The following is a 20,979-nucleotide window of genomic DNA, read 5'->3' as shown; positions in this document are numbered from 1 at the left end:
CCCTCTCGCCGAACCGTGAGTTCGGCACCTTCGTTGTGCTCGGGAAGGTGCCAAACTCACGGTTCGGCGAGGGAGTGCAGGAGCCGGCGAGGCCTAGAACGGCGGGGGCGGGGCGGGCCCCATCGGGGTCGCGGGGTCGGTGCTGTAGGTTCGGCCGCCGGGGGAGGTCCAGTTCAGGGTGCCGTCCCTGGCGTGTTTGACGCTCCAGCCGGTCTCGCTTTTCAGCTCGTGATCGGGTGGGCAGAGATTGGCCAGGTTGTCGGAGTCGGTGCGCCCGCCGAACTGCCAGTCGAGGCCATGGTCGATGTCGCAGCGGGAGGCACTGCGGTTGCAGCCGGGGAACCGGCAGGTTTCGTCGCGCACCCTGAGCCAGCGGCGGAGGTCTTTGGGCACCTTGTAGCGGGATCGGCCGACCGACAGCACACATCCGGTCTCGGGGTGGGTGAGGATGCGTATGAAGCTGGGCGCCTTCGCGGCCAGGCGCCTGGCGGTTTCCGGGTCGATCGGTCCGTAGCCTTCGAGGTGGCCGGGTTCCTCGCTGTGGCCGAGGAGGGTCATGACCGGAACGGTGATCAGCACCGTAGCGCGGACGCCCTGGCCGAGGCCGGCGGACGGAGTGCCGGGCGCACCGACACCGTCGATCAACAGCTCTGACAGCACGTCGGCCCTGAGCTGGGTGAGGGTGCGCGTCTCGTCGGGCCGTTGGAGACTGATCGCGAGATCGCTGATCCGGTTGTAGATGGAGTGCGCGGTGGCGGTGGGCAGGTATGCGTTCAACCAGGCCATTCCGTCGCGGGCGGGCACGAGCTGCACAGCCCTGTCGCCGGCGCATTTCTCGTGCCTCGTGCTGATCGTCTCGGGATGAGTGCGCTCCCTGGCCTTTCGCGCCGTGCCGTCGAACTTGGCGACGGTGAGCCGACTCGCTTGCGGCAGCAGGGCCTCCTCGAACCCTTTCCGTGATTCGGCGGGGAGCGACCCCGCGTGATCGATCATGGCCTTCGCGTGCCGGTAGCTGATCTCGCCCGCGCGAAGCGCCGACATGGTGGCCGGCAACTCGTGCACCAGGGCCTCGCTCTCGGCAAGCAGGGTTTCCATGCTGCGCTGGGGGAGACGGAGTGCGCAGGCAAGCTCGGACAGGAGCTCGCGTCGCGCCATGGTGCGGGCGTCCCACCGGGCGCCCGCCGGCCGGGCGGTTGTCGCTTCGCTCAGCTCGCTTCGCCGCCGCGCCTCGTCGATGAGTTCAGCCCGGTGGGCGCTCACCGTCGCGAGCAGCCGATCCGCCGCGACGACCGCATCGACGATGTCGCCGACGGAGGCCAGCTGGAGCGCATTGCGGGGGTCCATGCAGCTATTCTCCGGGTACCCACTGACATTCCTCGACGACTGAATAACCCGGTCAAGCTCGTAATTCCTGTGGATAACTCCGCCTGATCGGCGGCTGTGGAGGAGTGGCCGACGGGCCCGGCAGACCGGGCTGCCGCCTCCGGCCAACTCGGGGCTACGCCGTCGACCCGACCTCGGGCATCCAGGACCGCACCAGGCCGGATGCCGTTTCCAGAAGTGCTGCCGATTCGTCCGTGTTGACCCGGGCGAGAAGCATGGCGCTCATCGTGAAGGAGGCGAGGGTTCGCGCTCGCTCATCGACGAGCGTCGGCTGGAAGGGCCGCCCGGCCCCGGCCGAGAGGAGGGCATGCTTGAGCGCGGCCACGAGTTCGGCCCGGTATCCGTCGACGACCTCGCGGGCGGGGTCGTCATGGGCGGCCAGGCCTGCAGCGCAATTGATGAGAAGGCAGCCGCGCGTGGGGGAGTTGCCCGAGCCGCGGGAGTCGCCCGAGTTGTTCGAGCCGCGGGAGCCGTCCGGGCTGTCCGAGCCGTCTGAGGCGTCCGCGCGCCTCTGCACCGCGAGACGCAGCCCGTCGAGGTACGCGAGCAGTGCGCTCGTGTCGGTCGCGCCGGTCAGCAACACCTGCAGCCTGGGCCGGATGACCGTATCGAGGTAGTCCGCAACCGCCGCGTCGAAGAGCCCGCGCTTGCTGCCGAAGGCGTGATAGAGGCTCGATCGAGCCAGCCCGGTCGCCGCCTCCAGGTCGGCGAGCGAGGTCGCCTCGTAGCCTTTGTCCCAGAACAGGTCGCGCGCGGCCTGAACGACGGCGACGGTGTCGAATGCCTGGATCCGTCCCACGGTGAGCCCTCCTGTTCGTGTCTCGTTCAGTTTGTGTATCGCTCAGTCCACTATATAGTGGACCAGTCGTTCCAAAAACACCTTCGTTCCACACGCAACAGAGGAGTCATCCATGGCCTCATCCATCAGCACCCAGACCCAGCTCGTCGCCCGCCCGGTCGGCTGGCCCACCGCCGCCGACTTCCGCACGGTGCAGGTGACCCTGCCCGACCTCGCTCCGGGCCAGGTGCGCGTGGCCAACGAGTTCGTCTCGGTCGACCCCTACATGCGCGGACGGATGAACGACGCCAAGTCCTACGCTGCGCCCTACGCGCTCGGCGCGACCATGACCGGCGGGGCCGTCGGCCGGGTGATCGCATCCGCCTCTGACGCCGTCGCCGTCGGCGACGTGGTCGTGCACCAGCACGGCTGGCGCGACCTGGTGCAGGAGGATGCCTCCGGGTTCCGCGTTGTCCCCGAAATCCCAGGCGTCCCACTCTCCGCCTATCTCGGCGTGCTCGGCATGACCGCCCTCACCGCGTACGTCGGCCTGCTCGAGATCGCCGGCCTCAAGGAAGGCGACACGGTGTTCGTGTCCGGTGCGGCCGGGGCCGTCGGCACCATGGTCGGGCAGATCGCGAGGCTCAAGGGCGCCGGGCGCGTGATCGGCTCCGCCGGCTCGGCCGAGAAGGTCGCGCTCCTGACCGAGAAGTACGGCTTCGACGACGCATTCAACTACAAGGACGGCTCGCTCGCCAACCAGCTCGCCGCCGCGGCACCCGAGGGCATCGACGTGTACTTCGACAATGTCGGAGGCGACCACCTCGAAGCCGCGCTAGGGGCGTTCAACAACGGCGGCCGGGCCGCGCTGTGCGGCGCAATCTCGCTGTACAACAGCACCGATGCCCCCGCCGGACCGCGCAACATGTCCAACATCATCACCCGCGGACTGAGCCTGAAGGGGTTCACCGTCGGCAACTACGTGCAGCACTTCCCGGCCTTCTCCGCCGACATGTCCGGCTGGCTCGCGAACGGCGAGGTCGTCTTCGACGAGACCGTCGTCGACGGGATCGACAACACGGCCCGGGCATTCCTCGGTCTGATGCGCGGCGAGAACACCGGCAAGATGGTCGTCCGCACGGCCTAAACCGCGCTCAACTCATCCACCCCAGACCACTTTGGAGAACCCATGAATTCCGTACTTTTCGTCGTCAGTGCCGCTGACCACTGGACCCTCAACGACGGCACGCTGCACCCGACCGGTTACTGGGCCGAGGAGCTCGCCGAGCCGCACCGGCAGTTCGCGGATGCCGGCTGGCAGATCACGATCGCGACCCCGGGCGGGGTCGCCCCGACCATCGACGCCGGCAGCCTGTCTCCCCAGGCCGCCGGAGGAGTCGATCGGGCCGCCGAAATCGTCGACTATCTCGGGTCGATCGGCTCCGAGCTCGACGAGCCGCGCTCGATCTCCGATGTCGTCGTCACCGACTACGACGTCGTCTTCTACCCCGGCGGCCACGGCCCGATGGAAGACCTCGCGGTCGACGCAGTCTCCGGCCGCATCCTGACCGAGGCCCTCGACTCGGGTCGCATCCTCGGTGTGCTGTGCCACGCCCCGGCAGCACTTCTCGCCGCGCGTCGCGACGACGGAACCTGGCCGTTCACCGGCTACCGGATGACCGGGTTCACCGACGAGGAAGAGACACTGGGCGGGCTTGCCCCGAAGGCGCCCTGGCTCGTGCAGAGCCGCCTGGTCGAACTCGGAGCCGACTTCGTCGCCGGGGCACCCTGGGGCGAGCACATGGAGATCGACCGGAACCTGTACACGGGTCAGAACCCCGCCTCCTCCGCCGCTCTCGCCACGGCGATCATCAAGGCCGTTGCCGCTCAGGCCTGATTCAGCTCCTGACCGGCTTGCGAGCCGGTCAGGAGCATGGCCAGCGGCCAGCCAGCGGCCAGTCAGCGGCCGAGGGCCGTCAGCGCGTCGGCGACGTCGTCCTCGTCGTTCCAGAGGTGGAACGCCACGCGGGCACGGCCGGCGCGACCGGACGCGACCAGCCCCGCGGCGGTGAGGCGCCCGAGGCCCTGGCCGTCGGCATCCGGCCAGCTCACGATGGCCTGGCCGAGCCGGTCGATCCCCAGGCCGTCGCAGAGCGCGTCGCCGAGCCCCACGGCGTGGGCGCGGACCTCGGCCAGGTCGAGGCTCCGGAACAGCTCGATCGCGGGTTCGGCGCCCACCCAGGCCGGCCACGCCGGGGAGACGTCGAAGCGGCGGGCGTCGGTCGCGAGATTCATCTCCGGGCCGTAACAGGATGCCCAGGGCGACTCGCCGGCGTACCAGCCGGCCTGCGCGGGGTTGAGCTCTTCGGCCAGCCGCGCGCTCACGGTGAGGAAGGCCGCCCCGCGCGGAGCGCACAGCCACTTATAGCTGTGGCAGATCGTCGCGTCGAACCGCGACGCGTCGACGGGCATCCAGCCGGCCGCCTGCGTCGTATCGCACAGGGTGAACGTGCCTGACCGGTGCGCGGCCGCCACGATGGCCTCCGTGTCGGCGATCGCTCCTGTGGCCGATTGCACGAGCGACCAGGCGACGAGCCACGTGTTCGCAGTGATGCTCCCGGCCAGCTCGCCGAGGGGCACATGGCGCACGGTCACCCCGCGGTGCCGCTGGCTGAGGAACGGGAACACCATCGAGCTGAAGTCGCCGTCGACGCACAGCACCTCGGCGCCGTCCGGCACGCTCGCCGCGACAAGTCCGGCCATGACGGATGCCTGCGAGCCGATCGCGACGGCGCCGACGGGCACGCTCACCAGGCCCGCATACCCCGACCGAACCCGCTCGACCACCGCGCCGTACCTCGCGGCGTCGGCCCGGCCGAGCGACCACTCCTCGGCGTCGGCCCGCATGGCAGCGAGGGTCTCCCGGGTCGGCAGGCCCAGCGTGCACGCGGCGAGGTAGCCGCGCCCGCCGCTGAACCGGCCGCGCGCCTCGCGGACACCGAGCCGGGCACGCGGGCCGGACGCTGCGATGCCCGCGGAGGGCGGAATGGTGGCGGAGGGCATGGCGGTGCCGGGGGGCGGGACGGTGGGGGATGGTGCGGGGTCCATACGTCAAGCCTGCGCCCGGGCCATTCATTCAACAATGACCAGTGATCGATGCAAAGCATAAGCATCCGTTATTCGTCATCGGCTATTCTTCGCAGATGCCCCGCATCGCTCCGTCCGATCTTGACTCCCACTCGCTGCGCGTCGTCCGCGCGCTGGCCGAGCACGGTTCGATCACCGCCGCCGCGATCGCGCTCGGCTACAGCCAGCCCGCCGTCAGCCAGCAGCTCAAGCGACTCGAACAACGTCTCGGGATGGCCGTGATCGAGCGCGTCGGGCGCACGGTGCGACTCACCGAGGCCGGGAGCGTGCTCGCCAGGCACGCGGTCGCCGTCACCAGCGCCCTGGAGGCCGCGGCCGGGGAACTGGCCGAGCTGCAGGGCCTGCGCGCCGGCCGGGTGCGACTGGCCGCGTTCCCCTCGGCGTCCGCGGCTCTCGTCCCCAGGCTGCTCGCCGTCATGGCGGAGCGGCACCCCGGCATCCGGATCACCTACCTGGAAGCGGAGCCGCCGGAGGCCGTCGCCGCGGTCCGCGAGCATCGGGCTGACCTGGCGATCACCTTCAGCTACCCCGGCGACCGGGTCGACCCGCACCGCGCCGGCACGGAGGGGCTGGCCGTGACCGCCCTGCGGCGCGACGAGATGATGCTCGTGCTGCCGACGACGCATCGGCTGGCCGGCCGCGACGCCGTCGACCTCGGCGACCTTGCCGAGGAGAACTGGATCGGCGGATGCCCGCGGTGCCGCGGCCACCTCCTCGAGCTCTGCGGCCGCCAGGGTTTCGCGCCCCGCATCGCCTACGAGACCGACAACGTGGCGGCCGTGCTGGGCCTGGTAGAGGCGGGGATCGGCGTCGCGATGCTGCCGATGCTCGCCGTCGAATCCGTCGGCGTCCGTGCCGGGATCGTGATCCGGCCGACGACCGGCCGGGACCAGCGCACGGTGCACGCCGTGACCGCATCCGGGGCGACCCGGGTCCCGGCCCTCGCTGCGACCCTGCGCCAGCTGGGTGCGCTCGCGGCCCCCGACCCGTCGGCCCCCGATTCCGCGGTCCCCGGCGCCGGGGCGAACGACGCGTAGAATCGGGGGTGATGTCTGAGACCAGTTCATACCCCGTGTCCACCGCAACCGGCAGCGATGTCCGTGTTCGGTTCTGCCCGTCGCCCACCGGAACGCCGCACGTCGGGCTGATCCGCACGGCCCTGTTCAACTGGGCCTACGCCCGGCACACCGGCGGAAAGTTCATCTTCCGGGTCGAGGACACGGATCCGGCCCGCGACACCGAGGAAAGCTACCTGCAGCTGCTCGACGCGTTGCGCTGGCTGCGACTCGACTCGGACGAGGGCGTCGACGTTGGCGGACCGCACGCGCCGTACCGCCAGTCGCAGCGCTACGACATCTACCGCGATGTGATCGAGCAGCTCAAGGTCTCCGGCCACCTCTACGAGAGCTTCGCCACCGGCGAGGAGATCGAGCTGCGCAACGTCTCGCTCGGCCGCGACCCGAAGACGGGCTACGACAACTTCGAGCGCAACCTGACCGAGGAGCAGAAGGCCGCCTACCGCGCAGAGGGCCGCAAGCCGGCGCTCCGCCTCAAGGTGCCGGGCGGCGACACCTCCTTCGACGACCTGGTCCGCGGCGAGATCACCTTCCCGGCCGGTTCGTTCAGCGACTTCGTGCTGGTGCGGCCCAACGGACATCCGCTCTACCCGTTCGTGAACCCCGTCGACGACGCGCTGATGGGCGTCACGCACGTGCTGCGCGGCGAGGACCTGCTCTCCTCCACGCCCAGGCAGATCGCGTTGTACCACGCGCTGATCGACATCGGGCTGACCACCTTCATCCCGCGCTTCGGGCACCTGCCCTACGTGATGGGCGAGGGCAACAAGAAGCTCTCCAAGCGCGATCCCGAGTCCAACCTGTTCCACCACCGCGCCCGCGGCTTCATCCCGGAGGGGCTCGTCAACTACCTCTCGCTGCTCGGCTGGTCGCTCGCCAGCGACCGCGACATCTTCTCGATCGACGAGATGATCGCCGCGTTCGACGTCGCCGACGTGCTGCCGAACCCGGCCCGGTTCGACCTCAAGAAGGCCGAGTCGATCAACGGTGACCACATCCGCCTGCTCGATCCCGCCGACTTCGCGAAGCGGGTCGTTCCGTACCTCGTCGCTGCCGGCGACATCAGCGAGCCGCTCAGCGCCGAGGAGCAGGCCATCCTCACGGCGGCAGCGCCCCTCGTGCAGGAGCGCATCGCGCTGCTGGGCGAAGCGCCCGGCATGCTCGGCTTCCTCTTCACCGCCGGTGACGTGCTCGAATACCAGGCGGATGCCCTCAAATCGCTCCCGGCGAACGCCCGCGAGATCCTGGCCGCGTCCAGTGCCGCCCTCCTGGACATCCCCGAGACGGACTGGAACACCGACCGCGTGCACACGACGCTCACCGAGACGCTGATCGACGGGCTGGGCCTCAAGCCCCGCGTCGCCTTCGGACCGTTGCGGGTGGCCGTCTCCGGCCGGCGCGTGTCGCCGCCTCTGTTCGAGTCGATGGAGATCCTGGGCAAGACGGAGTCGGTCGCGCGCCTCGCGCGCCTGGCCTCCACGCTGGTCGACTGACCGTTCGGTTCGACGGCCGGGGCGCCCGCGCACCCATAGAGTATGCGGGTGCCCCCAACTCATGAGCAGCTGCGCCGCCGCAAGGCGATCCGATCCTGGATTCCCGCCGCGGTGCTGCTGGCCGCGATCGGAGCCGCGTTCACGATTGCGGTGAACACGCGGGTCACGGATGTCGGCACGGCCCCGACGGCCGCCCCCGCCGGAGCGGTGACGGCCAAGGGCACCTCGCTCTTCACTGACGACGGCCTCAGCTACATCGCCGACACGCGCAGGGTCTCCATCGACGCGACCACCGTGCCGATCCCGGCCGAACCGCTCGGGCTGTCTCGTTCCGGCCGACTGACGGTCGTGCCGCCCACAGAGGGCGTCTACGAGTACCTCACCGTGCTCGGGCCGGGCGGCAGCATGCGCTTCAACGGCACCTCGATCGAGATCACGACCGCCGGCGGCCGCCTTGCCGCGGCGAGGGTCGAGGATTCCACCCGGGTGCTCGGCTACCGCAACACGCTCGACCTCCTCCGGGGCCGCGCGGCCCGGTACGGCATCCCGGATGCCGACCTCGCCGGCTTTCCGACGGCCGCGGAGAAGGCCTTCAAGGCCGACGCCGCCTACGAGTACCGCATCCACACCGACGACGCCCTGGGGGTCGACCTCACCGTGACGGCAACCTGCTCGGGAGACAGCACGTGCATGATCGTCGACGAGTTCAGCTTCGACTGAGGGGCAGGCCGGCGCGACCCGCGCGACTCACCGGCGGGTTTGTCCGGGCCCGCCCGGATGGGCTAGAGTAGCTCCCGGCCCGGTCTTCGGAACGGGCATTGGGGTATGGTGTAATTGGCAACACGACTGATTCTGGTTCAGTTGTTCTTGGTTCGAGTCCAGGTACCCCAGCTTTAACCCCTGAGTTTCCGCGGAAACCAGGGGCATTTTTTGTTTCGAGACATACTGCTAACCGCCAAAAGTGCCACTTTGGGTGCCACAAACGATTCCCGACCCTCTGCGTCAGGCTGATTGTGAGTCAGTTCACGATCAGAAGGAGGCAGGGGAATGTCGATAAGCCCAGGATTCACCACGGCGGAGATCCGCGAGTTCGTTCATGAGTACCACGGGCTGCCGTACGGGCGGAAATGCGCCTGGTTGGCGGAGCGCGGCGTCTCGAGGCACACGCTCACTCGTTGGCGCGACGCGGTGTACGAGGGGGATCTCGATCGCGGGCTGATTCCGCGAGAGGGTAGTCCTATGACTGTTCCACCGGGCAAGCGCACTGCGCTGGAGAAAGCACGTGCGGCTGAGCACGCGGCACACGCGGCTGAGGTCGCGCGGCTGAGCGCGCGAGTGCACGAGTTGGAGGACACCAATGCCGCGCTGGGAAAAGCTATCGGGCTCTTGCACGCGATGAGCGAGGAAGAGCCCGCAGACAACCCGACGACCCCCGATCCGTCGAATTCTTGACGTTGGAGAACGAGCTCGTAGCTGAGCTGACGCGCACGACAGGTTCGCAACGTAATGCGTTGGCGATCGCCGGCGTCGCACGATCAACATGGCAGTACCGGCATACGCCCCGCGCACGGGTGTCCGAGCCTGTCCTGCAGAAAGATCGCGCTTACCTGTCTCGTATCCCCACAACCGATCGGAGAGCGATCGCGGAGAAGATCACGGCGGGCTGGGCGGGCGGACACTCTGTCGATCACACGTTCGCGTCCGCATGGGACCGGGGTGTAATGCTCGCCGGGCGCAGGCCATGGTGGCGTATCGCCGCCGATATCGAGGATCAGAGCGCACGCCCCCTGGTGCCCACGAGGCGTGGGTCCCGAACACCCCGGGAGAAGCCGGTGTTGATAGCGACCGGGCCTGGCCAGGTTTGGAGTTGGGACATCACCGATCTGCGCTCTCCGTGGCGGGGGAAAGCGTTCAAGGCGTACTCGATCATCGACATCTGGTCCCGCAAGATCACCGGCTGGCGGGTCGAAGATCGCGAGAGCGACCACCTCGCCGTGGAGATGTTCCAGACCGCGTTCCGTCAACACGGCACCCCACAGTTCGTGCACGCCGACTCCGGACCCGCGATGCGCTCGAGCGCTCTGGCCGAGCTCCTCGAAGAGCACAATGTCACCAAGACCCACAACCGGCCCTATGTCTCCAACGACAACCCGTTCTCCGAGTCCGAGTTCCGCACGATGAAGTACCGGCCGAACTACCCAGGGATCTTCGACAATCTCCAGACCGCACGCGATCACCTGACCGACTACGTGCCCTGGTACAACACGACCCACAGGCACTCCGGCATCGCTTTGTTCACACCCCAGCAAGTGCACGACGGTTCCTGGAAGCATGCGCACCGCATTCGCGACCGTGCCCTGCAGCACTATCACCAGAAGCACCCGGAACGAGTCCGCGCGCGACCAAGAACACCCGCACCAGCCGGCACCGTCGGAATCAACATCCCCGACACAGCCGTCACAAGCTCACCCGAGTGACTCCACTCAGCTTGACATCGCGCGTCGCTCGTGTCGATCTGGCTGGGTGTCAGACAGGTGAAGCCCGCCCGAACACCGGCGCGGGCTCCGGACGGGTTGAGCATGCCCGCCGTCGACGCGCTGATCCGCGCACCCGGGCAAGACACCAGCCGCGGTCGCAGGGACACCACCCTCATCCTGCTCACCTTCGATGCCGCAGCACGGATCCAGGAAATCCTCGACCTGACCCCGGCCGATATCGACACCACGATCGGCGCCAGCCGCGTGACGCTCACCGGCAAAGGGCGCAAAAGCAGAACCGTTCCCCTGATGGACAAGACCGCACGCCATCTCGACCACTACCGACGCGAGTTCCACCCCGGCGCCCCCGAGACAACAGCCCCGTTGTCCTTCACGGTCCGGGCAGGTCGCCGCCACCAGATGAGCCAGGACAACATCTCCTACTTGCTGAACAAACATGCCGCCGCGGCACGAGCGCAGTGTTCGGAGCTTCCGGAGAAGATCCATGCTCACCAGCTTCGGCATGCCCGCGCGATGCAGATGCTGCGCGCCGGCGTTCCTCTCCCTCATATTAAGGAGTTCCTCGGTCACGCGAACATATCTTGGAGACCGGGCAAGACAAGAAAGGTACCCGCAGGATTCCGCGCTTCGAACCCACCGAACCCGAATCCGGCGGATATGTCCGCGGCGCCGACTACTACGCCGGAGGCGGTGCACGATGAGCCGGATGGATATCGAGACCAAACGCAAACTCCGCGAAATGGGCGTCGCCACCCTGTTGGACGCCTTCGACGCACAGGACGACACCCTCACCCTCGGTCTGGCATTCGAGGAGAAGATCAAACTCGCCGTCGATGACGCCCACTTCGTCTTCACCCAAACCAAGGTCGAGGGGCTGATCCGCCGGGCGAACCTGCGAAATCCAAACGCTGCCCTGCGCCGCCTGGACCTCGTCGAGGAACGCGGCCTTGACCGATCGATGATCGCGGGGCTGGGCACGTGCTCATTCATCGACCGGCAGCAGAACGTCGTTTTTCAAGGATTCACCGGGTCGGGGAAATCGCATCTGGGGTGCGCGCTGGCGTAGGCCGCGTGCCTGCACCGAGTGCGAGCACATTACATTCGGATGCCGGAGCGCGAAGAGGCCTGGCAGCTGGCCCGCGATGAACCCTCCGGCACGACGAAGTTCTTGAACAAGTACGCCGCATTCAAGCTCCTGGTAATCGATGAATGGCTCCTCGACGAGCCCGACGAGAGCACAAGGAGCATGCTTCTGGAACTCCTCGAGCGCCGCTACGACCAAGCATCAACGGTGTTCTGCACCCAATACGCCCAAAAGGATTGGCACCAGCGTCTCGGTTCCGGGGTTCACGCCGACGCGATCATGGACCGCATCGTGCACAACACCATCTGGGTCGAGACCGGCGGCCACAACATGCGAGAACACACCGCCGGCCAGGTCAAGGCATAAAGGCTCGCGCGGTCGGGCGCCAGTGGCCCCCGAAGGCAATATTCACCGGCCCCCGAACCCGCAAATACTCACTCATGGTCTCGCACCGCGCTGCGTACGACACCCGCTCCGCCAAAGCCTCCTCCGCCCTCGTGGACTGGCACCAACGAGCACTCTGGCCCACCCTCGACTCGCTCAAGCTCCGCGCCGGCCTCGCCGGATGCCGCGACCGCAGCGAACACCGCGAACCACACGCCGGCCCAGCCACCTTCACCGTGACCGATGAGTACCTGCGACACGTCGACACGAAGCTGTAACAGGCTGGCCTCGTTCGGGACATCGCGCACCGTCTGGACTGAGCGTCGCCTCGACCATATGACTAGGCCGGCGCACCTGAGTCAGTTGAGGAAACGCAGAATCGTCGCAGTCACTTCCGCGGTGTTCGCTTCCCCGCCCAGGTCACGGGGCAGCACGCCGGCGGCGGTCGTGCGATCGATAGCACGCTCGATACAGTCGGCCTCCGCTGGGAAACCGAGATGGCGCAGCATGAGCGCCGCGCTCTCGATTGCCCCGATCGGATTCGCGATGCCAAGGCCGGCGATGTCGGGCGCACTGCCGTGCACGGCCTCGAACATGCTCGGCGTACGCCGCTCCGGGTTTAGGTTGGCGCTACCGGCCAGGCCGAGGCTTCCGGCCAGCGCGCTGCCGAGATCAGACAAGATGTCAGCGTGGAGATTCGAGGCGACCACCACAGACAACTGCTCGGGGTGCAGCACAAAGCGTGCGGCCATCGCGTCAACAAGGCAGGTGTCGATCTCAACATCGGGGTAATCATGCGCAACCCTCTTGAAAACGTCGTCCCATAACACCATCCCGTACTGCTGCGCGTTGCTCTTGGTTACACTCGTGAGCTTCTTGCGGACACGCGTCCGAGCCACCTCAAAGGCGTAGCGGATGATTCGTTCGCAACCTACTTCGGTGAAGACCGAGGATTGCACGGCTATCTCTCCGCCAGGCAAACGCCCTCCGAAATTTCGACCGCCGAAGCCTGAATATTCGCCCTCGCTGTTCTCGCGCACGACAATCCAATCAAGCTCAACCTCGTCGGCTTTCCGAAGCGGGCTTTTCACGCCGGGGAGAAATCGGACCGGTCGGACGTTGGCCCACTGGTCAAGCCCCTGGCAGATGGCTATGCGCAGACCCCATAAACTCACGTGGTCGGGCACAGTCGGCCACCCTACTGCGCCGAAGTAGATGGCATCGAAGTCTCGCAGAGCCGCCACTCCACCCTCTTGCATCATGGACCCAGTCGCTTCGTAGTACCCACAACCCCACGGAAATTCGGTCCACTCGACGGCGAGTCGTCCATCCGATGCCGCGGCAAGCGCGTCGATCACGCGACGCCCAGCGGCCACCACCTCCGCTCCGATGCCATCACCTGGGATCGCTGCGATTCTTAGCGGGGCAATAGTCAAGGTGTGGCCTCATATTTCGTTTATGTAGTCCGGTGGTCTGCGGGTGCCGCCTGGTCGGGTCGGCTTCTCCGGGTTCGCTCCCTGCATCGTCGGAAATTTTTCCTTCGAGGCTCCCAATCGGGTGGCCTCCCTAGAAAGGAACGCCCGAGTATAAGAGAACGTTGGAGTACGGCGTGAACTCGCCGGAGCGAACCACCGCGCGAGCCTGGTGGGTCTTCTGCTTGAACTCGGTGTGCGGCACGAACTCCACTGAAACACCGACCTCGACCAACCGTTGCGTGATTGCCTGCAACATTTCGGGGCTATCCTCGACCATTTCAAGCGAAACTATGGCCTTCTCGACAACGAACTCCGCCAGAACCGTTTCCAGAACATCCAGGAAGGACGGTGTTCCGGCTCGGTACGCCAGATCGATTCGCTCGACTGATGAGGGAATGGGAAGGCCGGCATCGGCCACGACGATGGAGTCGGTGTGCCCGCACTCGGATATCACTCGCGAAAGTTGTGGGTGCAGGGTGCCGTTGTTGCGTCTCACTGTTTCCTCGTGTTTCTTACGTCGTTCTACTCGCCTGAATGTGGTTTGCCGAAGGCAGCGTGGTACCGACGGGGCGATGCATTGTCTGCACCGCCCGTCAGCGGCATCGTGGGCTGCGCTCAGCCGCGCGGAAGCGCGTTGCCGTCGGCGTCGAGGTAGTCGCGCCACGACCGCTTCGGGGTCCAGCCGAGCATGCGCTGCGCCTTCGCGCTGGAGATTCCCGAGGCGTCAGGCCGATCAGTTGGTCGAAGCTCGATCGTGTCGCCGTAGTACTTGTGCAGGATCTCGCCGAAGTCCCGTCCACCGACGTTGTCCGGTGAGGCAATGTAGAAAACCTCATGCCCGGGCAGGTCGGCTTCGGTGGCCAGCACAATCGCGTCTGCCAGATCATAGACGTCGATGTAGCTCCACAGATTCGGGCTGAGCACCGCGGCGTCGCGCACCTGCGGCCCAAGGTTCTGCTCGTAGTTGCCTTCGTTCTGAACCCAGCTCGGGCGCAGGGAGATGCAACGGATGTCCGACCGCTCGACCGCAGCGTTCATCAGCTGTTCGCCGAAGTGCTTGGACAGGGCGTAGGGGTCCTGCGGGTGGGCCGGGTGTTCCTCGTCGACCGGGGCGTAGTCGGGCAGGAAGTCCCGCTCCGGGAAGAAGAAACCGGGGACCGTCTCGCTCGAGATGTTGACGAAGCGCTTCACCCCGAACCGGACGGCCGCTTCGAGAACGTTGAAAGTGGCCATCAGGTTCGTGCGGAACACGACATGCGCGGGGTTTCCGGTTGGCTCCGGGATCGCAGCCACGTGCACGACGGCATCGACGCCGCTCACGACGGCGAACGCCTCTCCGGCATCCGTCAGGTCGGCCATCTGGTAGCGGGCCGTTCCTTCGGCGCGTCGCTCAAATCCGGGGCGGGTCAAGTCCGTCGCGAGGACGTCGTGACCGGCGTCCAGCAGGGCCTGGGTGGCGGCACGGCCGACCTTACCGTGGGCTCCGGTGATAAGTACCTTCATGATTGCTCCTTCTGTGCTGCAGTGTTATGCGCGTCCGTTCGACGCGCTGTTGTGATGTGCGTGTCAGTTACGTTGCTTGCGCCACATGTTCAAAGCGACCGCGCCCACGATGATCACCCCGCTAAACACCTGCTGCCAGTAGGCGGAAATGCCCAGGAGGATGAGCGCGTTCTGGATCAGCAGGAGGAGTGAGGTTCCGAGTGCTGTTCCCAGGATTCCGCCCACTCCGCCGAAGAGGCTTGCTCCACCGATAACGGCTGCCCCGATAGCCAGCAGCTCGTATCCATTCCCGGCAGCGGGCTGGCCCACGCTCAATCGCGCGGTTTCCAAGATCCCTGAAACGGCGGCGAGGGTCGAGGCGATGACGAAGACCGAGATCTTCACGCGTCGGACTCGAATGCCCGACAGCTTTGCCGCTTCCTCATTTGATCCAACGAAGTAGACATGACGGCCGAACGTGGTGCGGGTGAGCACGAGGTGCGCCGCGATGGCGACGATCGCCGCGACCCAAACCGGGATGGGAATACCGAGATAGGCACCCTGTCCAATGAACAGGAATTCGGACGGGAACCCACTGATCGTCGAGCCACTGGTAATGCCCAGGGACAAGCCGCGGGCCACAGCCAACATGCCAAGCGTCACGACGAACGAAGGTATGCCCATGAACGCATTGATTGAGCCGTTCACGAGCCCCACAACGGCACCCCCGACCAGGGCGAGAAGCACTGCCACAATCGGCGAGATCCCCAAGTTTACTATGAAAACGCCGGTCAGGACGCTAACAAACGCGACCACGGACCCCACGGACAGGTCAATTCCGCCGATCAGGATGACGAAGGTCATTCCTACACTGATGATCAGGGCAAGACCGATCTGCCGTCCGACAACCGTGAGGTTCCCGGCTGTGAAGAAGTATGGAGAAGCCCACGACAGGTAAACCACGAGGAGAATCACGACCGCGGCGAGGGTTGACTCGCGCGCGGTGACGATCTTCCGCAGCGTTTTGCGGGTCTTCTGGCCCAGCGTCGTACGCGCAATCGCTGGTGCAAGCTGGTTGGTACTTGACGCCCCGTGCGTTTCTTGCTTCACGATCTCTCCATTGCTTGTCATGAACCGTCCTCCTGTACTCCTGTTGCCATAGCCATGACCCGCTTCTCGGTTGCCTGGGCAGCGTCGAGTTCGCCGACGCCGTAACCCTCTCTCATGACGAGGATGCGGTCGGCGATTCCCAAAACTTCAGTCAGCTCGGAAGAGATGACCAGCACCGCGACGCCTTCGCCGGCGATCGTACGGATCAGCTGGTAAATCTCGGCCTTCGCGCCAACATCGACGCCGCGCGTGGGCTCATCGAGGATGAGCAACTTGGGGAGTCGGGCAAGCCAACGAGCCAAAACCACCTTTTGCTGGTTCCCGCCGCTGAGGGTGCCGGCGGCGACTTCGATAGCCGACTCTCGCAGGCCAAGCTGCTTCGCATATCTGCGAGCGAGTTCTCGATCCTGGCGTTGCGACACTACGGACAACCGGCTGATCCTGGGCAGAGAGGCCGATGACATGTTCTCTCTGACGGGCAGCCCCAGGAATAACCCTTGGCGTTTCCGGTCCTCGGGCACGAAACCGATCCCTGCAGCCATTGCCTCATTCGGCGTCCGCAACGCCATCGGCTGTCCGTCAATGAGGATTTCTCCTCCGCGGCGCTTGACCGCACCGAAGATTGTCATCGCTGCGTCGCTCCGACCGGCGCCGATCAATCCGGCCAGGGCAACGATCTCTCCTGGTCGAACCGAAAAGCTCACGTCGTGCAGCAGCGCCCCGGAGCTGAGTCCCCGCACTTCCAGCGTGGGGATCGCCGTGTGGTCCACGGGAACGGTGCGCACCCCGTAGAGGTCTTCCAGTTCACGGCCAACCATCATCTGGACGATGTCGTTCGGGCTGGTTGTCTGGGCATCGCACACGCCCACAACCGATCCGTCACGCATGACCGTGATCCGATCGGCGATCTCGAAAATCTCACGCATGCGGTGCGAAACGTAGATCACGCTCACGCCGGTGGCGCGGAGCTGGCGCACGAGCGTGAGGAGGGTCGCCACTTCCTCTTCGGTCAGCGAAGAGGTCGGCTCGTCCATCACGACAACGCGAGCGTCGACGAGCAGCGCCTTCGCAATCTCAACCATCTGGCGCAGGGCGATGTTGAGGTTTCCGACGATCTCGTCTGGCGAAATGTTAATTCCGAGGCTGGTCAGGAGCCGACTGGCGCCGCTCTTCATCGCGTGGAAGTCAACGGTCCCGAATCGGGTCTTCGGCTCCCGACCAACGTAGATGTTCTCGGCAACGCTGAGATCATTGGCCAAGTTAAGTTCCTGATAGATGACAGCGATTCCATGGGCCTGCGACTCACGAGGCGAATGGACCTGAACGACCTGGCCGGACACCTCGATGACGCCTTCATCGGCACGTGCCGCACCGGCGAGTATCTTCAAAAGTGTGCTCTTGCCGGCACCGTTTTCCCCGACGAGAGCCATCACCTCGCCCGGCTCGACCGACAAGCTGACATCGCGAAGTGCGGTAACGCCTGGATACCTTTTGACGATACCCCGCATTGCGATGAGCGTGTGCTCAGCCATTGCTGCTCCCTTGTGCTTGGTACGGGTGTGGATGACATGCGGGGCCGGCGGATTCTCAGCCGACCCCGCAATCCGTGTGGATGCTAGTGCGCGGTCTTCTGGAATTCCGCCAGCGTGTCGGGAGTGACCGTCACGACGCCGGTGTCGACCACGAAGTCCTTCTCCAGCTTGGACGACTTGTTGTGGAAGTCAACCAGGATCTGGAGTGCCTGTGCGGTCATTCCGAAGGGCTTCTGCGAGATGAGCGCATCCACGCAGCCGTTGTTCATGCCCTCAACACCCTGCGGAACAACGTCGAAGCCCACGGCCTTGACGGTTCCGCACTTGTCGGCCGACTTTAGAGCCCCGGCGATACCGGGAAGGTCGGAACCGCCGATGCCGATGAATCCGGCGAGGTCCGGGTTGGCCTGAAGGATCGTCTCGGAGGCTGTCTGCGCGGTTGCGACGGATTCACCGGAAACCTCGGTGGCTACCAGCTGGATGTCGGGGTGCTTCGCCAATGCCTTCTTGACTCCCTCGAGGCGCTGGTTGAGGTTGACCGCGCTCAGGCTGCCGATCACAACCGCCACCTTGCCCTTATTGCCGACGCTCTTGGCCAGAGCCTCGCCTGCCTGGACACCGGCAGCGACGTTGTCCGTTCCGATGTAGCCCAACACGTCGCTGTTGGGAACCGGCCCGTCCCACGCGATGACCGGGATGCCAGCCGCCGTCGCCTTGGCGATGTTGTCGAGAACGCTCGCGGGGTCATTCGGTGAGATGGCAATCCCGGCAGGTTTGGTGGCGAGGATTGAGTCGAAGATGGCTACCTGTGCGGCGGCATCGTCTGTGTCCGGGCCGAGGAACTTGGCCGTGACGCCAAGTTTGGCCGCTTCGTCTTCCATTCCCTTGCGGGCGTCCACCCAGTAGGGGTTGTTGAGGGACTTGGGAAGGAACACGTAGACCGGCTTGTCACCGGTCGATTCTGCCGCCGGGCTGGTTTCGGTGGTCGTCGCGCTGCAGCCCGAGAGGGCGAAGGCTGCCGCGGCCAGCATGGCGGCGGCGATGGTGATTTTTCGCATTACTACTCCTTTGTAATCAGTGCATAGAACTGTTGCCGTGGGTACTGCTGCTCCTGGTGGACACCGTTTCTCGACCGCGTCCACTCGTAAATGACGATTCGTTGTTCTTATAGGCCCACGCCCGCCTGATTGCCTCGCAGAATACGGACTGCGTCCGCGAGGGTGGACTCATCCCCGACATTGCCGGCGAAGACGACGTACGGGAGGCCCTTTAGCCCCCGCCCGATACCGCCTTCGTGAACCCAGACCGAAACGATTCCGGGAAACAATTGTCCGACGACCGTTGCACGGCGAATGTCGAGCCCCTCTGTGGCCACGTCGCTTGAGGTTATTCCACCCTTGGCAAGTACCCATTTCAGCGGGACTTCGTCGACGGCTCGCGCAGCTAGCGTCACCAGCGCGTGCGATACGGCCTGAGCGATTACGAGGCTGGAATGACCCGAATCTCCCACGATTTGCTGCCTGCTTGACACGAGCAGCGCATCGGTTCGGTTGAGGGCTGCCACCAGGGCATCACCGCACCGGGACATTTCGTCGTCGGCCTGCGCCGGATCGAGCAGTCTCGGAACGTCCAATTCGATGGTTGCCAGATCGGCGACATCGCGCTTCAACCGCGCGACCTGTCGGGTGGTCAATTCAACATGGGAACCGACGACCACCAACCCGTTTCCCGAACGTTCTCCAGAGGCGAAGACCTCATCATGGGAGAGCGGTGCCCGACCCTTGATGCCGAGCCGCGCCGCGACGAAGGAGGGGCCGGTGCGGCTCAGTACCCGAGCCCCGTCCCCTTCCGCCAGGATGAGGCCCAGGACGACAACATCGAGATCGGCCTCATCCAGCGCATTGACAATGATCGGGGTGGCGTTTTTGCAGCTGCGGATAACGTCACGCACTCGTTCCGCCCCACCAACCCGGATGTCTTCGAGGCTGAGGCTGAGAACGCTGTCCGATGAGACGGCCGCGTGCGTTTTCTCCTGCACGTAGTCCCGCAGGTTGGAACTGGTGAACCCGAAGGTCGCATCCTGCGCGTAGTTCGTCTGGCCGACCGGTACAAAAGAGGTTCCGGTGCCGACATAGTGGACGTCGCCCTCGGTCACCCTTCCCGCCGCAATATACGCAGGGGCGATGATCAAGGCGTCGTAGGGCGTACCCGCTGAACGAGCGAGATCGATGAGCACGTCCGTTTCCAGGGGGTAATGCCCGCGCAGGGTCGAGTCGCTGCGTGTGATCAACGTGTAGTGCGCGCCCAGCTCGGTGGCGACTCGGTCGATGACGTCAGCGACGTCCCTAATGGTGGCCCGAGCTTCGTCTTGGTTCAGCCCTCGGGTGTTGGTGAGGATGAAGAAGCCATTCGCGGGCTGGTCGAAAGCCCAGTGAAGATCGTCAGGGGTCCACCCGGTGAGCACCGGGACACCCTGAACCGACTGGCTTCCCGTCGGATCGTCATCGAGCACGATCACCCAGGTTCGGCTGGCGGCGTTCGCTTCGCGAATCTGCAGGCGGGCCTCGGGCAGGCGCAGGACGGGGGGTCCGGCGACCAACAACTCGTCGGCATCCCTCACCTCCTCGGCGAGGTTCTTCGGCTTCATTCCCCGAGTTCCGCGACGCGCTGGGCCAGATATTCCACGCCGATGCGGGGGCTGGACAACACCGGAAGCTTCGTCTGCTCGTGCAGGCTGCCTGCAAGACGATTCATAGATGCCTGCGACAGGACGATCATGTCAACACTCTTCGCCAGATCCATGGCCTGTTCGGTCACCATTTCGTCGTGCTTGGCACGGTCTCCCGACATCAGCACATCGAAGGCACCGCTGCACAACCTCTGCTCGATCGTGACCGTTCGCCCGATCTCCGCTGCCCGTGCGGAGATGAGGTCAGAAGTCGGTCCGAGCGTGGTGGGGACGGTGGCCAGGACACCGATCTTGGTTCCCTCGCGGGCTGCCTGTATGGCCATGGCCTCGTCGATCTTCACGATGGGCGTGTGAACGCTGCGGGCAGCGACGTCCAGCGCCGGGCCCAGCGACGAGCACGCCGAGAAAATGATATCGGCGCCGGCCGCTTCTGCCGCCTGCGCAAGATGCGTCATCCGCAATGCGCTGTTCGCCGAGATCCCCTGCTCGCGAACGACCGTGGCGAGGACGTCAGAGTCAACGAAGTGAATGACCTCGGCGTCCGGAATGAGCTCTGCGATGAGGTTGTTGATCACCGGCTCCACGGAGACAAACACGAAGCTGGTATGCAGGATCGCAATCTTCTTTGACACGACTAATCTCCTTTGAGGTAAGACGCAGGACGTCTGATGACTTATCTTTATCGAAGCGCGCGAGCTTGTCAATCCGGTAAGGTAACAATTCCGAATCGGCGGCCACGGCAGGGGCCACGGCAGGGGCCACGGCAGGGGCCACGGCAGGGGCCGGGCATCCTCACAGGTACCGCGCCGGGCGGCGGCAGAGGCCCGGAGGGCGCGCCGGAAGACCCG

The 20,979-nt window shown here is 65.6% G+C and carries 20 protein-coding genes, 1 tRNA gene and 1 pseudogene; 10 read left to right on the top strand and 12 right to left on the bottom strand.

Annotated elements, in window-relative coordinates; genetic code table 11:
• Nucleotides 1–93 precede the first annotated feature (93 nt).
• A complete protein-coding gene (locus tag E3T33_RS08705; protein ID WP_134575147.1) occupies nt 94–1,344 on the bottom strand; it encodes an HNH endonuclease signature motif containing protein in 1,251 nt (416 codons plus the stop codon).
• 154 nt (nt 1,345–1,498) lie between these two features.
• Complete coding sequence (locus E3T33_RS08700) at nt 1,499–2,182, bottom strand: helix-turn-helix domain-containing protein (RefSeq protein ID WP_134575146.1); 684 nt, start codon at nt 2,180–2,182, stop codon at nt 1,499–1,501.
• 112 nt (nt 2,183–2,294) lie between these two features.
• Here E3T33_RS08700 and E3T33_RS08695 point away from each other — a divergent pair, with 112 nt between their 5' ends.
• Nucleotides 2,295–3,308: an NADP-dependent oxidoreductase gene (locus tag E3T33_RS08695; protein WP_092324213.1), complete on the top strand. Its 1,014-nt coding sequence runs from the start codon at nt 2,295–2,297 to the stop codon at nt 3,306–3,308.
• A 42-nt stretch (nt 3,309–3,350) separates the two neighbouring features.
• The gene (locus E3T33_RS08690) at nt 3,351–4,058 is read left to right on the top strand and encodes a type 1 glutamine amidotransferase domain-containing protein (RefSeq protein WP_092324211.1); all 708 of its coding nucleotides are present in this window, start codon (nt 3,351–3,353) and stop codon (nt 4,056–4,058) included.
• 62 nt (nt 4,059–4,120) lie between these two features.
• Here E3T33_RS08690 and E3T33_RS08685 read toward each other — a convergent pair whose 3' ends face one another.
• The gene (locus E3T33_RS08685; RefSeq protein ID WP_241982886.1) at nt 4,121–5,269 is read right to left on the bottom strand and encodes an aminotransferase class V-fold PLP-dependent enzyme; all 1,149 of its coding nucleotides are present in this window, start codon (nt 5,267–5,269) and stop codon (nt 4,121–4,123) included.
• 95 nt (nt 5,270–5,364) lie between these two features.
• Here E3T33_RS08685 and E3T33_RS08680 point away from each other — a divergent pair, with 95 nt between their 5' ends.
• From E3T33_RS08680 to E3T33_RS15235, 6 genes are all read left to right on the top strand, one after another.
• Nucleotides 5,365–6,345: a LysR family transcriptional regulator gene (locus tag E3T33_RS08680; RefSeq protein WP_092324210.1), complete on the top strand. Its 981-nt coding sequence runs from the start codon at nt 5,365–5,367 to the stop codon at nt 6,343–6,345.
• 11 nt (nt 6,346–6,356) lie between these two features.
• A complete protein-coding gene (gene gltX, locus E3T33_RS08675; protein ID WP_134575145.1) occupies nt 6,357–7,877 on the top strand; it encodes a glutamate--tRNA ligase in 1,521 nt (506 codons plus the stop codon).
• 48 nt (nt 7,878–7,925) lie between these two features.
• Nucleotides 7,926–8,597, top strand: coding sequence for a hypothetical protein (locus E3T33_RS08670; RefSeq protein ID WP_134575144.1), 672 nt, complete (start codon nt 7,926–7,928; stop codon nt 8,595–8,597).
• A gap of 99 nt (nt 8,598–8,696) precedes the next feature.
• Nucleotides 8,697–8,768, top strand: a tRNA-Gln gene (locus E3T33_RS08665).
• A gap of 156 nt (nt 8,769–8,924) precedes the next feature.
• Nucleotides 8,925–9,329 carry a hypothetical protein gene (locus E3T33_RS08660; RefSeq protein ID WP_092324205.1) on the top strand — a complete coding sequence of 135 codons (405 nt, stop codon included), beginning with the start codon at nt 8,925–8,927 and terminating at the stop codon, nt 9,327–9,329.
• Nucleotides 9,330–9,709: 380 nt separating this feature from the next.
• A complete protein-coding gene (locus E3T33_RS15235; RefSeq protein WP_166784448.1) occupies nt 9,710–10,354 on the top strand; it encodes a DDE-type integrase/transposase/recombinase in 645 nt (214 codons plus the stop codon).
• A gap of 6 nt (nt 10,355–10,360) precedes the next feature.
• On the opposite strand, the gene E3T33_RS15230 is transcribed toward E3T33_RS15235, so the two are convergent.
• Entirely contained in the window at nt 10,361–10,945 is a 585-nt protein-coding gene (locus E3T33_RS15230; RefSeq protein ID WP_166784445.1) for a hypothetical protein, read from the bottom strand.
• On the opposite strand from E3T33_RS15230, the pseudogene E3T33_RS08645 reads away from it, so the two are divergent.
• A pseudogene (locus E3T33_RS08645) lies at nt 10,860–11,825 on the top strand (ATP-binding protein). The gene E3T33_RS15230 and the pseudogene E3T33_RS08645 overlap by 86 nt on opposite strands.
• Before the next feature lie 74 nt (nt 11,826–11,899).
• Nucleotides 11,900–12,121 carry a hypothetical protein gene (locus E3T33_RS08640; protein WP_092324200.1) on the top strand — a complete coding sequence of 74 codons (222 nt, stop codon included), beginning with the start codon at nt 11,900–11,902 and terminating at the stop codon, nt 12,119–12,121.
• An 81-nt stretch (nt 12,122–12,202) separates the two neighbouring features.
• Here the strand turns inward: E3T33_RS08640 and E3T33_RS08635 are convergent, their stop codons facing one another.
• The 8 genes from E3T33_RS08635 to E3T33_RS08600 form a co-directional block, all read right to left on the bottom strand.
• Nucleotides 12,203–13,279: a tartrate dehydrogenase gene (locus tag E3T33_RS08635; protein ID WP_092324199.1), complete on the bottom strand. Its 1,077-nt coding sequence runs from the start codon at nt 13,277–13,279 to the stop codon at nt 12,203–12,205.
• 130 nt (nt 13,280–13,409) lie between these two features.
• Complete coding sequence (gene rbsD / locus E3T33_RS08630) at nt 13,410–13,814, bottom strand: D-ribose pyranase (protein ID WP_092324198.1); 405 nt, start codon at nt 13,812–13,814, stop codon at nt 13,410–13,412.
• A 119-nt stretch (nt 13,815–13,933) separates the two neighbouring features.
• Nucleotides 13,934–14,821 (bottom strand): NAD(P)-dependent oxidoreductase, encoded by an 888-nt coding sequence (locus E3T33_RS08625; protein WP_134575141.1) that lies wholly within the window; start codon nt 14,819–14,821, stop codon nt 13,934–13,936.
• A 63-nt stretch (nt 14,822–14,884) separates the two neighbouring features.
• Complete coding sequence (locus E3T33_RS08620; protein ID WP_092325076.1) at nt 14,885–15,931, bottom strand: ABC transporter permease; 1,047 nt, start codon at nt 15,929–15,931, stop codon at nt 14,885–14,887.
• On the bottom strand, nt 15,928–17,442 hold the full coding sequence (locus tag E3T33_RS08615) for a sugar ABC transporter ATP-binding protein (protein WP_092325078.1): 1,515 nt from the start codon (nt 17,440–17,442) through the stop codon (nt 15,928–15,930). Before E3T33_RS08615 ends, E3T33_RS08620 begins: the two co-directional genes overlap by 4 nt.
• 83 nt (nt 17,443–17,525) lie before the next feature.
• Nucleotides 17,526–18,500, bottom strand: coding sequence for a sugar-binding protein (locus tag E3T33_RS08610; RefSeq protein WP_092325080.1), 975 nt, complete (start codon nt 18,498–18,500; stop codon nt 17,526–17,528).
• Nucleotides 18,501–18,607: 107 nt separating this feature from the next.
• Nucleotides 18,608–20,089, bottom strand: a complete 1,482-nt coding sequence (locus tag E3T33_RS08605) for a four-carbon acid sugar kinase family protein (RefSeq protein WP_092325082.1) — start codon at nt 20,087–20,089, stop codon at nt 18,608–18,610.
• On the bottom strand, nt 20,086–20,763 hold the full coding sequence (locus E3T33_RS08600; RefSeq protein WP_092325084.1) for an aspartate/glutamate racemase family protein: 678 nt from the start codon (nt 20,761–20,763) through the stop codon (nt 20,086–20,088). Before E3T33_RS08600 ends, E3T33_RS08605 begins: the two co-directional genes overlap by 4 nt.
• Between the last annotated feature and the right edge of the window lie 216 nt (nt 20,764–20,979).

The organism is Cryobacterium sp. TMT1-2-1 (assembly GCF_004403955.1).
GTDB classification, from domain to species: Bacteria; Actinomycetota; Actinomycetes; order Actinomycetales; family Microbacteriaceae; genus Cryobacterium; species Cryobacterium psychrotolerans.
The sequence above is the reverse complement of the archived record's forward strand: the minus strand, read 5'-3'. Positions and strand labels throughout refer to the sequence as shown.